This is a genomic window from Bradyrhizobium sp. CSA112, from assembly GCF_029051645.1.
GTDB lineage: Bacteria > Pseudomonadota > Alphaproteobacteria > Rhizobiales > Xanthobacteraceae > Bradyrhizobium.
The window spans coordinates 63,440-75,545 of the sequence record NZ_JAACFS010000037.1 but is presented as its reverse complement, the minus strand read 5'-3'; the positions used below and the strand labels follow the sequence as shown (position 1 = coordinate 75,545).

The following is a 12,106-nucleotide window of genomic DNA, read 5'->3' as shown; positions in this document are numbered from 1 at the left end:
ACCAGTCATCGCCCGCGGAAAGCGGGCGATCCAGTATACCAGAGACGTCACGGCTTGAAGGGATGGGCCGCGGCGTACTGGATCGCCCGCCTTCGCGGGCGACGACAAGTGTGGATCTCGTTCAACCCTTAACTCGTCTTCGGTTTCGCGAGTCTCGCGGCGGTCTCCTTGATCGTCTTGGCGATCAACAAGGCCTGCTCCTTGTTGAACGCAAAATCCTGCACGCCCCGGTGTGTGGTCAGCGACAGCACCATGATGTCGGGCTGGTGCTCGGGCCAGCCGGTTGCGAAGGCGGTCACGAAGTCTGCAGAGGTCGATCGAGTGGTCATTGGCTCACGATATCCTTTTGTCTTTTCCGGCGCGTGCGTCGAAGCGGACGGCGCCTGTCGCTTGTGATGTCTGGTTAGGCCTTGTCAGGCCTTGGGCACGAAGGCGGTAACTTCGATTTCGACTTTTGCGCGGTAGTCGACCAGCCCTTCGATGTAGAGCAGCGTCGATGGCGGGAAATTGCGCCCGAGTGTTTCCTTCCAGGCTGCGCCGATGCCTGCACCCGCGGCTTCATATTCGCTGCGGCTGGTCAGGTACCAGGTCAGGCGCACGATGTGCTCAGGACCGGCGCCGGCTTCCCCAAGCAGCTTGACGATGCGCTTCAGCGCCGTGCCGACCTGGGCGGCCATGTCAGGGGCATAATCGCCCTTCTCGTCGCCGCCGGTCTGGCCGGCCAGCACGATCCATTTGCCGGGGCCGTCGACCTCGACACCGTGCGAGAAGCCGCGGGGTTTCGACCATTCGGCCGGTTGCAAGATACGCATGCGAGAGGTTCCTCCTATTTGGTCATTCCGGACGTCGCGCAGCGGCGATCCGGAATCTCGAGATTCCGGGTCTGGTCCTTCGGACCATCCCGGAATGACCACAAGTGGGACGATCCCTTAGCACCGAACCGGCGGCCGCTCCCACAGTGAACTTGCAATGCCGCGCATCGCTGCCCCGGCGCATTTGCGCGTTGCAAATCATGGCGCGCTCGCCGATACCGGCCTGCCCAACCCCTCGCTTTTTCCGAATGGACCGCACCCCCTCCATAACCCTGGCCGCGCTGTGGATGGCCGGCTGGCTCACCCTGATGCTGATCATCGCGATCGCTGGGCGCGAGGCGGCGCGCGAGATCAACGTATTCCAGCTCATGGAGATGCGCTCGATCCTCGGCTTCCTGATGCTGTATCCGCTGGTCCGGGCCAAGGGCGGGTTTGTCGCGATGAAGACGACGCGACTGCCGCAGCATATTGCGCGCAACCTCATTCACTACGGCGCGCAGCTCGGCTGGTTCTTGGCGCTGACGCTGATCCCGATCGGCCAGGTGGTGGCGATCGAATTCACCATGCCGATCTGGACCGCAATCCTGGCCGCCATGTTTCTCAGCGAGCGCATGACCATCTGGAAGATCGCAGCGATCGTGCTCGGGGTAATTGGCGTCGTCGTGATCGTTCGTCCTGCCACCAGCGAGGTCAATCCGGGGCAGTTGATCGCCCTGGCGGCCGCAGTCGGGTTCGGTGTTTCGGTCGCGATGGTCAAGTCGCTCACCCGGACGGAGCAGACCCTCGCGATCCTGTTCTGGATGCTGGTGGTGCAATCGGCGGCTGGTCTGCTCCCAGCGCTCTACGTCTGGACGTGGCCGCCAACCTATCTCTGGGGCTGGGTCGTGGTGATCGCGTTTTGCGGCACGTTCTCCCATTACTGCATGGCGCGCGCGTTGCTGCATGCGGATGCTACTGTGGTGATCCCGATGGATTTTCTGCGGGTTCCCCTGACCGCCGCCGCGGGCTGGCTGATCTACTCGGAACGGCTGGATCTGTTCACCGTGCTCGGGGCCGCGCTGATTCTCACCGGCAATCTGTTGAACCTGAAACCGAATCCTTCGACTAAGGCATCGGCCCGAAGCTGAATTTTATTTGCCGGGCTGTGATCTAGATCACGCTGAATCGCGTGTCGCAAAGGTAACGGATGGCTCCGGATTTGGTTGTTCGCTCTGCTTTTTTGTGGTGTGAAGCAGGCGATTCTTTGTAATGTCCAGACAGCGTTACAGCCAAAGCCTTTTTTGTCGATTCTGCAGGGGGATTCCAATGCGTTACCCAACCCTCATTTTGTCCGTCATTTGCATGGTCTTTACGGCCGGCGCCGCCAGTGCCGAAAAGCGCGTTGCCTTCGTCGTCGGTAACGGCGCCTACAAGAACGTCGCGCCGCTGCCGAACCCGTCGGTCGACGCGAAGGCGATGGCCGCGACCCTGCGCAATGTCGGATTCGAGGTGGTCGAAGGTTCCAATCTAACACGCGACAAGATGACCGAGCGGCTGCTCGACTTCGGCAAGAAGGCGCAAGGCGCCGACGTCGCGCTGTTCTTCTACGCCGGTCACGGCATTGCCATCTCCGGCACCAACTATCTGTTGCCGATCGACGCCGACATCAAATCCGAAATGGACGTCAAGCTCGGCGCCGCGATCAATATCGACCTCACGCTCGAGCAGACCATGGGCGACGCCAAGGTCAAGCTGGTGTTCCTCGACGCCTGCCGCGACAATCCGTTCGCGGCCAAGATCAAGTCGAACGCGGCAACCCGCAGCGTCAACGTGCAGACCGGTCTGGCCGAAATGAAATCCGGCGAAGGCACGCTGATCGCGTTCGCAACCGGCCCGGGCCAGACTGCGCTCGACGGCCAGGAAGGCAACAACAGTCCGTTTACGCGCGCCCTTCTCGCTAACCTCACCCAGCCCGGCGTCGAGATTCAGCAGGCGATGACCAAGGTCCGCGCCCAGGTCAACGAGGAGACCAGCAAGGGACAATTGCCCTGGGGTCACACCAACCTGATCGGCACGGTCTATCTGAACGGCGCGCCCGCGCCCGGAGCCGTGGCGGCTGCAGCGCCCGCGGCGGGCGCTTCAAAGGCGTCGGACGTCGAACTGGAGTTCTGGCGCTCGATCAAGGACTCCAACAAGCCGGAAGAGCTCAATGCCTACCTGACCAATTATCCCAACGGTCAGTTCCGATCGCTGGCGTTGTCGCGGATTGCCTCGCTTGAGAGCGGCGCCAAGGACGTTAACGCGACCCGTAACCTGAGCACCGGTATCGATCCCGCGACCTTCAAGGATGAAGCGAACCAGACCACCGAAGATCAGATCGGCCTCGACAAGGGCCAGCGCCGCGACGTGCAGCGCCGTCTCAACGGGCTCGGCTTCGATACCAAGGTCACCGGCCAGTTCGATCAATCGACGCGTTCCGTGATCACGCGCTGGCAGGCCGCGCGCGGCTATCCCAAGAGCGGCTACCTCAACAGGCTGCAGCACAAGGCGCTGCTGACGGAGATCGTCGCGGCCGCACCGACCGCGAGCTCCGACGAGGAGCGGCCCGCTCCCAAGCGCCGCGCCCCCAGCACCGTTCAGGCGCAGCCTCAAGCGCAGCCGCAGCAGCCGCCGCCGCAGCGCCAGTACAGCAACCCCGGCCCCGATCCGGCAGGTGCCGGACGCTTCATCGGCGGCGTCGTCGGCGGCATGCTGCGCTAGTTGCGAGCAGCCCAATCAAAAAGGCCCGGGATGATCCCGGGCCTTTTCATTTGTGCTTTCGCAAATCGATTTCGACAGCGGCCAGCTACTTGCCAGCAGCCTTTCGCAGCGCCTCGTTCATGCGATCCTGCCAGCCCGGACCGCCTTCCTGAAACCATTCCAGCACGTCCTGGTCGATGCGCAGCGTGACCTGCTCGCGCACGCCGGGAACAGCGGCTTGTTTGGCCGGCGCCGGCGCCACCACCTTGGCGGTCGCGCGCTTGAACGCGGCCTCGGCTTCGGTACGCGCATCGTTTAGGGTTCTCGGCCGCCGCGGCTGGTCCGCCATCGCTAGATTCCTTCAAACAGTGCGGTTGACAAATAGCGTTCGGAGAACGACGGCACGATCGCGAGGATGGTCTTGCCGGAGCTCTCGGGCCGTTTGCCGATCGCGAGCGCCGCCGCGATCGCAGCGCCCGAGGAAATGCCGCCGGGAATGCCTTCCATGCGCGCCAGCGCGCGCGAGGTTTCGATCGCCGTCGGGCCGTTGATCCTGACGATCTCGTCGATGACCGATCGATCCAGGATGTCCGGAACGAAACCGGCGCCGATGCCCTGAATCTTGTGCGGCGTGTGCTGCCCGCCCGACAGCACCGGGCTTTCCTCGGGCTCGACGGCGACGATCCGCAAGTCCGGCTTGCGCGGCTTGAGTACCTGTCCGACGCCGGTAATGGTACCGCCGGTGCCGACGCCTGCGACGAAGATATCGATGTTGCCGCCGGTGTCGTTCCAGATCTCTTCCGCCGTGGTGCGGCGGTGAATTTCAGGATTGGCGAGGTTCTTGAACTGCTGCGGCATCACGGCGTTGGGCGTCGTCCGCACCAGTTCCTCCGCCGTCGCGATCGAGCCCTTCATGCCCTGCGCGGCCGGCGTCAGGATGATCTCGGCGCCGAGGAAGGCAAGCATCTTGCGCCGCTCGATCGACATCGATTCCGGCATCACCAGTTTCAGCCGGTAGCCGCGCGCGGCCGCGACAAAGGCGAGCGCAATGCCGGTGTTGCCGGAGGTCGGCTCGATCAGCACGGTGTCGGCGTTGATCACGCCGGCCTTTTCCATCGCGATCACCATCGCCGCGCCGATGCGGTCTTTCACGCTCGCGGCTGGGTTGAAGTATTCGAGCTTGGCCAGGATGATTGCGCTAACACCATGCGCCTCCGGCAGTTTGCGCAAGCGGACGATCGGGGTGTCGCCGATGGCATCGACGAGGGAGTCGAAAACGCGGCCCCGCCCCGGACGTTGCACTGCACTCGCGGCTGGTGACGCATCCATCTCAACACTCCTGTGACGATCATGTGCGGGGAATTGGTGGTGTCCCAACTTAGGAGGCGCCTGTGTCGATACGCAAGCCGGAATCGCCGGGGCGAAACGTTCGCTGCAATGCAAAACAAGAACGTCGCTAAATATCGTGAAATCAACGCATTTGTGTTGCGACATCGTCAAAGATTTCGCAGTATACTTTCGTAGTGAGCTGAGCCTGAGGTTCGGATCGCAAGGAGGTCACGATGCCAGCTATTGCTGAAATCCTGTCGACCCTAGCGTCTAGGCCCGATCCGCGTGGATGTGATTTGCCGACGTGCCCGGTGTGTGCCGACACCATGGTGGCGGCGGAAGCTTCCGCCTACCTCAACGACAACGTGATCAGCTATCTCTGGACCTGTGACACCTGCGGTTACGGGTTCGTGACCAAACATTCGATCAAGAGGTTTGCCTGTAATTAACTCAAACTATCTTGGAGCAATGTCACCGCGCGCCCAACCGGCGCGCGTTTGTTTTTGGAACGTCTCGAACGTGCCGCTCGCGATCGCCTCGCGCATGCCCCGCATCAGGTGCTGGAAATAGGCCACGTTGATTTCCGACAGCAGCATCGCCCCGAGCGTTTCTCCCGACCTGACCAGATGATGCAGATAGGCGCGCGAGATGTTGCGCGCCGAGGGCCATTCGCTTTCCTCGTCGAGCGGCCGCGGATCGTCGGCATGGCGGGCGTTGCGCAGATTGATCTGGCCGAAGCGGGTGAACGCCATGCCGTGCCGGCCGTTGCGGGTCGGCAGCACGCAGTCGAACATGTCGATGCCGCGCGCCACCGCCTCCATCAGATCTTCGGGCGTGCCGACGCCCATCAGGTAGCGCGGACGATCGGCGGGCAGCGCCGGCGCGGTTTCCTCGATCATCGAAAGCATCACCGCCTGCGGCTCGCCGACCGCAAGTCCGCCGATCGCGTAACCGTGGAAGCCGATCTCGACCAACTCGCGCGCGCTGACATGGCGCATCCCGGGAATGTCGCCGCCCTGCACGATGCCGAACAGCATGTAGCCATCAGGTGCAGCCTCGAACGCGCGCTTGCTGCGCTCCGCCCAGCGCAGCGACAGCCGCATCGCGCGCTCGATGTCGTCGCGCCCGGCCGGCAGCCGCACGCACTCGTCCATCTGCATCGCGATGTCAGCACCCAGGAGGCGCTGCACCTCGATCGAGCGTTCCGGCGACAGCTCGACCTTGGCGCCGTCGATATGCGAACGGAAGGTCACGGCCTTCTCGCTCACCTTGCGCAGGTCCGACAGCGACATCACCTGAAAGCCGCCGGAGTCCGTCAGCATCGGTCCGTTCCAGCCGGTGAAGGCCTGCAGGCCCCCGAGCGCGGCGATCCGCTCGGCGCCCGGCCGCAGCATCAGATGATAGGTGTTGCCGAGCACGATGTCGGCACCGGCGTCGCGCACCTCGCGCCAATGCATGCCCTTCATGGCGCCCGCGGTGCCGACCGGCATGAAGGCCGGCGTGTTCACCACGCCATGCGGCGTGGTCAGGCGGCCGGTGCGGGCAGTGCCATTGGTGGCGAGCAATTCGAAATGATTGGGAAGATTCATGGCGCTGCTTATTACGTGCCGGGAACGGCCAATCAACCGCCCAGTGGATGAAATCTGACGCTTGGTGCCCAACTCGGGAGCACTCGGGCACCGTCACAATTGGATAAAACTCGCCACTTTGCCTCAGTTGTTGCGGCGCGATAGTACGGTAGCTATTGGGAGGAAAGCGGATGTCACGCGGATATCCCATTTCGGTAGCGAATGACCCAACTGCGACATCGATGATCCACCATTCCAAGCGCTTGACGACGATTGATCGATCTGACTGAAACGCTGTGCCCTGCCGGGGTGTCTGCACTGCGCGGACTGAGACCATACCCGTTGAACCTGTCTGGGTCATTCCAGCGAAGGGAGCCGACCTTGACTGTCATTCACGATCCGGAACTGGAATGCTTGCTGACGGGCTTACATGCCAGAAGCGACGAGCAGGTTGCGGCGATGAGAAGCTACGACGCTGAGCGGGCTAAGGAAGCGCATATACTCACGGAGGACGAGGTTAAGGCCTTTCGGAGCGACAAGCTTGTCGCGCTTGACCGTAACAAGGCGGAATTTTGCTATCAGCTTTGCCGTGCAACCAATGCGCGCCGAATTGTCGAGGTGGGCACGTCCTACGGTGTTTCGACGCTCTACCTCGCCGCTGCCGTGCGTGACAATGTCGACGCCGCGGGCGGCGACGGCGTGGTGATCGGCACCGAATACGAGCCAAGTAAGGCCAGCGCCGCAAGAGCGCATTTCGAGCAGGCGGGCTTGAGCCGTTTCATCGATCTACGTGAAGGCGACCTGCGCGAAACACTCAAGCACATCAATGGGCCAATGGATTTCATGCTGGTGGATATCTGGATCGCCATGGCGCGACCGGCACTGGAGTTGGTTAACCCCTATCTGAAGTCGGGCGCCATCGTGGTCTGCGACAATACGGAGCAGTATCGAGGCGACTACGCGGACTACTTCGAATTTCTTGGAGCTAATGGGTTCCGAACGATGACGCTGCCATTCGACGGCGGTCTGGAATTGTCTATGCGCTGCTGGCCCTGACCACGGGTAACTCTAGATGGTGTTGAATGTCTCTTCATTCACGTTTGAGACATGCCGTCGGACTCTGACAATGTCCGCCTATCGGGGAAGACCGGAAGTGCTCGGCAGACGGTGTCGAGGGCTTTTCTTCAATCACTCGGCCGCTCTTAGTAGAGGCGGCGATGCCGCCGATAACCCGCAGGCTCTTCCGCGTGCGCGAAATATGGATTGATGACGCACTGGGCAGCGCGACCCGACGCCGACGCGTTGCACTGAGGCAGCGACGTGTAGCGGCATTCGTAATACGGGGTCCGGCCGAAAATATGTAAGCAAACGGGGTAGTTTGGATCGTATGTCTGAGCGCGCGCCGGCGCAGCCGTAGCGAGCGTCGCGCCTGCCAAAATCGCGGAAGCCAAAATGCGCATCAGAATCTCTTGCGGGACTGGCGGATGGGACCGCGGTGAGCACTTCCGCGTCCTCCGATTCCCTTGATGGCTGTCTTCGACCACTAAGCAGACAGTCCCCCGGCGGGTGTCAAATCACGTTCGCGCGCTGGCACTGGTCGACGGACGGGTCGTCGAACTCGACCGCTCGCTTAAGGCGGCGCCTCCTCGGTATCGGAGCGCACCACAAGCGCGCGAGCCGGCGCTGCCGAAACGCACGGCGACCCGCCAACAACGCGTTTCGGCGCACCCTCAACACCTTGCCTCACCCAGGGCGCTGTCATCCCAGCCTAAGGTGGTGGAGGGCAAGACGAAGATGGACGACGAGGCTTGACGCTATTGCGTCCGTATGGTCCCGCTCGGGCTGAAGTCCTGCTTCTTATCGTACCCGGAGTCGCGGAGATTTCGGAAATACAGCTCGCGGTCGCTGTTGCTCGCACCGGGCGCGAAGATGGCCGGAGACGGACCCATACGAGCAAATGCTGCGTTTGGGTTCATCGGACGGGCATATGGGTTTGGGTTTATCGCGGCGGCAGATGCGCTTGGCTTCACCGCGCGGCTTTGAGTCCGCTGCGCGGCCAAAGCGACAGAAGTGGAGAGAGTGAAGATGGCAAGACTAACAAGGATGGTTTTGTTCATGCTCAGCTCCTCTGAACCGGAAAGAAGCGCCAGTCCAAACTACCTCAGAGTGTTTTCGTTCCAACGATGGCTTGGCTGCTGAGGGCTGTTGTCGACGGGGCCCGCACGCCCATCCAAGCGCCGGAATTTTTCCTCGTGCCGGTGCCGTTGCAAGTTCAGAAGCTGCGACCCATCAGGGCCGCGATGGCACAGGCGAAGCCCCCCACTAGGAGGCCAGCAACTGTTACGGCGACCAGGTCAATTGACCAGGGGTGGTCGCCTCGGCCGACTAAATCCAAGTGTCGGGAGCGGGTTTCGTCTCGATATGTCTGAAGGCGCATGGCAGCAGCGCTCCTTGCGCGTGTTGGGGATGATTCAATCGGCTGCTGCAAAAACAGTTCCGCCCAGTTCCAGCGAAACTGATGCGGCCGGGAAAACGTCTATGCGTTTTGGTTCATCTGTCATGGACTCAGACCATGCAGCGCAGAAGGATCAAACAGACCAGTTCACTTGAAGACCGCCTCGCCCCCTCGAGCGTGCGAAGCGCAGATTCCACGAAGGACGGAGTGTCGCCGCAGATGACCGGGACCGCCGGCCTGAACGACACGATGATCGCCACCAGCAGCGCGACACACGCCAGCACGGCCCATGGCCACGGGAACCCGACGCCGCCCAAGGAGGCGGCTCCGCCCGTTGTACTCGCTGGAGCTTTGCGGTCGGACCGTACGATCGCCGTCCACACACGGGTAAGTTCGAATGCCACCCCAGCTTCATGCTGGACCAAAACGCTCTACAAGACCATCGGAGGCAAGACGTGCTCTCGGCTCCTTCGCCTTCCCGTCGATAGCGAGGCCTTGGTCCAGGCTGGAGCGCCGCTAGTTGAGAAGACATGGGTTTTGCCACGGGCTATCGCATCATGCGGCGCGAAGCGTTAGAAGGTTTTGGCAAAACACTGCCGGCTTTTACGTATCGAGGTGAGCTCATCCACCCAGACTTAGATCGGGAGCACGCCGCGTACGAATACGTTAAACAACATGGAGAACGGGTACACTCGCTGCATATAGCGATGAACTCACTGGTGAAACCCGAGGCGGACTTCCTTTTTGGAGACGCGCATCTCGTAGAGCACAAATGTCTGCCCTGTGGCACATAGCGTCAGATAGTGCGATGCAGCGATATGTCCGAAGTTGGGAATGAAATCGACTTTGACCAACGGTTGCGATCCGACGATCCAGGCTAAGGTGACGTTCACGTTTGATCGATTTCGCGTGTCGGCGTGGGCACCAGGCGTCAGATTTCATTCACCAGTGCGCGCTTCAGAGCAGCCCGTGTTCCACGCCGGACACAATTGAGCCGCCCGGGCGCCTCAGCCTCCCGCTTGCTAAACAAAACGATACCGTATAGTTTTATGAAAGGGACACGAAACGCCGCTGGCGATGAGGCCGACGGCGGCAAGTGCGTGTGTACGGTGACTGACGGAAATGCCCTCCCTCTCTTTCCTGACAGGATCAATCCTCTCCGACAGCCGGATCAGGAGCACAGGCTCACGCCTGCTCAGGTCAGCCGTCTTGCTCTGCAGCCTCGCGCTAGCCGCCTGCACGTCCCTGCCGCGCACGCCCTACAGCGCTGCGGATGCCTCTAGCTCCCGCGTGCTCGATATCGACGGCCTGCGGCGCTACACCGACGAACCCGTCACAAGATTCCGTTTCGAGAAAGACGCCCCCTCCTCAACCAAGACCTATCTCGCGCTTTCCGGCGGCGGCGCCGATGGCGCCTATGGCGTGGGCGTGTTGAACGGCTGGACCGCGGCCGGCACCCGCCCGGCCTTCTCGGTCGTCTCAGGCGTGAGCACCGGCGGCCTGATTGCGCCGTTCGCGTTTCTCGGGTCCCAATACGACGACACGCTGAGGGAGGTCTACACCAGCGGCATAGCGGAGAGCCTGCTCGATGATCCCAGCATCATCCGCGTGCTCTTCGGATCCGGCCTGTTCGGCAATAAGCGACTGCGCGAGTTGGTGGCCCGCTATGTCGGGCCGGAGATCCTGGCCGCCGTTGCACGCGAAAATGCCAAGGGCCGAAAACTGCTTGTGGTGACCACCGATCTCGACACCCAACGCACGGTCGTTTGGGACATGGGGAAAATCGCAGCGGTCGGTTCGCCCGAGGCGCTGCGCCTGTTTCGCGACGTCATGGCGGCCTCCGCCAGCATTCCCCTGGTCTTCCCGCCCATCCTGATCGAAGCCGAGGGTCAGGGTCGGCGCTTTGAGGAGATGCATGTCGACGGCGGCGTGACCGCTCCGGTCCTGACGCTGCCGGATGCCCTGCTGTTCCAGGGACGTCTGCCCGGAAACAGCCGGATGAACATCTACATCCTCGTCAACAAGAAGCTCGAACGAGCTTTTGAGCTGGTATCCAACAGCACGCTCGACGTCGCTTCACGCAGCCTGTCGTCGATCACCCAGTCCCAGACGCGCTCGGTCATCTTCTCGACCTACGATTTCGCCAAGCGCAATCGGTGGGGCTTCCATCTGTCCTATATCGAGCGCGACTATCCCGCGTCGCGCTCAGAGGGTTTCGACACCGCCTATATGCGCGCCCTCTATCAGCATGGCTATGAGAAGGCCGCGTCGGGCCGCGCCTGGACCTCGACGCTTCCGTGAGCCACTTTCGGAGCGGAACGACGATCTCCATGGACGGTTTAGGATATGGCCAATTCGGCCAGATTCGCGATGACGCCCCTCTTACTTCGCGTTATAGAGCAATGACTGATATCACGACCGCGCAGGAATCAATGGGCATGGGATTGACTGCGACCAAGGCCAGGCCGGCGAAACGAGACGTCACGAAGTCGCGCGGCGGCCGGCCGACGAAAAGCGCCGCCATCGAGCGCGATCAGCGGCTGATCGAAGTTGCCACCCGTCTTTTTTTGGACCGGGGCTACGACGCGACCTCGCTTGATGCGGTTGCGGAAGCCGCCCGCGTCAGCAAGCCCACCGTCTATTCGCGCTACGGCGACAAGCGCGGGCTGTTTGCGGAGGTGCTGAGGCGCGAGATTGCGCGCTGGCTTGCTCCGCTTGCTGAAGCGGCGGAGGTGCAGCTCACGCGCTCCTCGGACATTTCGGTTGAGCAGCGCCTGATAGAGGTCGGCCGCGAGATGCTGACGTTCACTTGCGGACCCGATGCCGTTGCGTTCAGCCGCATGATGACGTCACAGGCCATCAACTTTCCCGACATTGCCAAACTCGGCAAGGAAGAAGGCTGGTTGAAGGCCGTTTCCACCACCGCGCGGTTCTTTGATCGTTTGGTCGCACAAGGCGCGATGGACGTCGAGGATACCGGCATCGCTGCTGAGGTCTTTCTCGACGTGGTCGTCGGTCACACGCACCGCATGGCGACGTTCGGAACGCCGCTGGAGATGAAGTCCGCCGAAAAACGCATGCGCCTGGCGATCAGACTGTTCCTGGCCGGTGCGCTTGGCCCATCGAGCCGCGTTCAATCCATCCCCAAACGAACCGGTCGGCGGCGCCCCTCCCGCTGACAATTCCGTGAGAACGGTGCTTCATACCGGAGACGTCCTTGATCA

14 protein-coding genes and 1 riboswitch are annotated in these 12,106 nt (G+C 62.0%); of the genes, 6 read left to right on the top strand and 8 right to left on the bottom strand.

Going from position 1 to position 12,106, the window contains the following annotated elements; translation table 11 throughout:
• Nucleotides 1-128 precede the first annotated feature (128 nt).
• On the bottom strand, nucleotides 129-329 hold the full coding sequence (locus tag GWE18_RS35195) for a hypothetical protein (protein ID WP_275190257.1): 201 nt from the start codon (nucleotides 327-329) through the stop codon (nucleotides 129-131).
• Nucleotides 330-413: 84 nt separating this feature from the next.
• Nucleotides 414-812, bottom strand: coding sequence for a RidA family protein (locus tag GWE18_RS35190; protein ID WP_275190256.1), 399 nt, complete (start codon nucleotides 810-812; stop codon nucleotides 414-416).
• Nucleotides 813-1,060: 248 nt separating this feature from the next.
• Between GWE18_RS35190 and GWE18_RS35185 the strand changes: the two genes are divergently transcribed.
• Nucleotides 1,061-1,939 carry a DMT family transporter gene (locus tag GWE18_RS35185; protein ID WP_275190255.1) on the top strand — a complete coding sequence of 293 codons (879 nt, stop codon included), beginning with the start codon at nucleotides 1,061-1,063 and terminating at the stop codon, nucleotides 1,937-1,939.
• A gap of 178 nt (nucleotides 1,940-2,117) precedes the next feature.
• Entirely contained in the window at nucleotides 2,118-3,551 is a 1,434-nt protein-coding gene (locus GWE18_RS35180) for a caspase family protein (protein WP_275190254.1), read from the top strand.
• A gap of 85 nt (nucleotides 3,552-3,636) precedes the next feature.
• On the opposite strand, the gene GWE18_RS35175 is transcribed toward GWE18_RS35180, so the two are convergent.
• Both GWE18_RS35175 and cysK read right to left on the bottom strand, forming a co-directional pair.
• Nucleotides 3,637-3,879, bottom strand: coding sequence for a BrnA antitoxin family protein (locus GWE18_RS35175; protein WP_275190253.1), 243 nt, complete (start codon nucleotides 3,877-3,879; stop codon nucleotides 3,637-3,639).
• A gap of 2 nt (nucleotides 3,880-3,881) precedes the next feature.
• Nucleotides 3,882-4,859 (bottom strand): cysteine synthase A, encoded by a 978-nt coding sequence (gene cysK / locus GWE18_RS35170; protein WP_275190252.1) that lies wholly within the window; start codon nucleotides 4,857-4,859, stop codon nucleotides 3,882-3,884.
• 233 nt (nucleotides 4,860-5,092) lie between these two features.
• Here cysK and GWE18_RS35165 point away from each other — a divergent pair, with 233 nt between their 5' ends.
• Nucleotides 5,093-5,308 (top strand): hypothetical protein, encoded by a 216-nt coding sequence (locus GWE18_RS35165; RefSeq protein WP_275190251.1) that lies wholly within the window; start codon nucleotides 5,093-5,095, stop codon nucleotides 5,306-5,308.
• Nucleotides 5,309-5,314: 6 nt separating this feature from the next.
• Here the strand turns inward: GWE18_RS35165 and tgt are convergent, their stop codons facing one another.
• On the bottom strand, nucleotides 5,315-6,448 hold the full coding sequence (gene tgt, locus GWE18_RS35160) for a tRNA guanosine(34) transglycosylase Tgt (protein ID WP_275190250.1): 1,134 nt from the start codon (nucleotides 6,446-6,448) through the stop codon (nucleotides 5,315-5,317).
• 274 nt (nucleotides 6,449-6,722) lie between these two features.
• A riboswitch (TPP riboswitch) is annotated at nucleotides 6,723-6,818 on the top strand.
• Between tgt and GWE18_RS35155 the strand changes: the two genes are divergently transcribed.
• A complete protein-coding gene (locus GWE18_RS35155) occupies nucleotides 6,809-7,483 on the top strand; it encodes a class I SAM-dependent methyltransferase (RefSeq protein ID WP_275190249.1) in 675 nt (224 codons plus the stop codon). It overlaps the preceding riboswitch by 10 nt.
• 146 nt (nucleotides 7,484-7,629) lie before the next feature.
• Here GWE18_RS35155 and GWE18_RS35150 read toward each other — a convergent pair whose 3' ends face one another.
• The 3 genes from GWE18_RS35150 to GWE18_RS35140 form a co-directional block, all read right to left on the bottom strand.
• Nucleotides 7,630-7,887, bottom strand: a complete 258-nt coding sequence (locus GWE18_RS35150; RefSeq protein WP_082646284.1) for a DUF3551 domain-containing protein — start codon at nucleotides 7,885-7,887, stop codon at nucleotides 7,630-7,632.
• Between the two features lie 354 nt (nucleotides 7,888-8,241).
• The gene (locus GWE18_RS35145; RefSeq protein ID WP_275190248.1) at nucleotides 8,242-8,544 is read right to left on the bottom strand and encodes a hypothetical protein; all 303 of its coding nucleotides are present in this window, start codon (nucleotides 8,542-8,544) and stop codon (nucleotides 8,242-8,244) included.
• Between the two features lie 1,051 nt (nucleotides 8,545-9,595).
• Nucleotides 9,596-9,736, bottom strand: coding sequence for a hypothetical protein (locus tag GWE18_RS35140; RefSeq protein ID WP_275190247.1), 141 nt, complete (start codon nucleotides 9,734-9,736; stop codon nucleotides 9,596-9,598).
• Nucleotides 9,737-10,004: 268 nt separating this feature from the next.
• On the opposite strand from GWE18_RS35140, the gene GWE18_RS35135 reads away from it, so the two are divergent.
• The gene (locus GWE18_RS35135) at nucleotides 10,005-11,183 is read left to right on the top strand and encodes a patatin-like phospholipase family protein (protein ID WP_275190246.1); all 1,179 of its coding nucleotides are present in this window, start codon (nucleotides 10,005-10,007) and stop codon (nucleotides 11,181-11,183) included.
• 137 nt (nucleotides 11,184-11,320) lie between these two features.
• A complete protein-coding gene (locus tag GWE18_RS35130; RefSeq protein ID WP_275190264.1) occupies nucleotides 11,321-12,061 on the top strand; it encodes a TetR/AcrR family transcriptional regulator in 741 nt (246 codons plus the stop codon).
• Nucleotides 12,062-12,106: the final 45 nt, after the last annotated feature.

Excerpts from the sequence above, each read along its gene's own strand:
- GWE18_RS35145 (WP_275190248.1), bottom strand. The coding sequence starts at position 8,544 with ATGAACAAAACCATCCTTGTTAGTCTTGCCATCTTCACTCTCTCCACT.
- GWE18_RS35165 (WP_275190251.1), top strand. The coding sequence starts at position 5,093 with ATGCCAGCTATTGCTGAAATCCTGTCGACCCTAGCGTCTAGGCCCGAT.
- GWE18_RS35180 (WP_275190254.1), top strand. The coding sequence starts at position 2,118 with ATGCGTTACCCAACCCTCATTTTGTCCGTCATTTGCATGGTCTTTACG.
- GWE18_RS35135 (WP_275190246.1), top strand. The coding sequence starts at position 10,005 with ATGCCCTCCCTCTCTTTCCTGACAGGATCAATCCTCTCCGACAGCCGG.
- GWE18_RS35185 (WP_275190255.1), top strand. The coding sequence starts at position 1,061 with ATGGACCGCACCCCCTCCATAACCCTGGCCGCGCTGTGGATGGCCGGC.
- GWE18_RS35175 (WP_275190253.1), bottom strand. The coding sequence starts at position 3,879 with ATGGCGGACCAGCCGCGGCGGCCGAGAACCCTAAACGATGCGCGTACC.
- cysK (WP_275190252.1), bottom strand. The coding sequence starts at position 4,859 with ATGGATGCGTCACCAGCCGCGAGTGCAGTGCAACGTCCGGGGCGGGGC.
- tgt (WP_275190250.1), bottom strand. The coding sequence starts at position 6,448 with ATGAATCTTCCCAATCATTTCGAATTGCTCGCCACCAATGGCACTGCC.
- GWE18_RS35195 (WP_275190257.1), bottom strand. The coding sequence starts at position 329 with ATGACCACTCGATCGACCTCTGCAGACTTCGTGACCGCCTTCGCAACC.
- GWE18_RS35150 (WP_082646284.1), bottom strand. The coding sequence starts at position 7,887 with ATGCGCATTTTGGCTTCCGCGATTTTGGCAGGCGCGACGCTCGCTACG.
- GWE18_RS35190 (WP_275190256.1), bottom strand. The coding sequence starts at position 812 with ATGCGTATCTTGCAACCGGCCGAATGGTCGAAACCCCGCGGCTTCTCG.
- GWE18_RS35130 (WP_275190264.1), top strand. The coding sequence starts at position 11,321 with ATGGGATTGACTGCGACCAAGGCCAGGCCGGCGAAACGAGACGTCACG.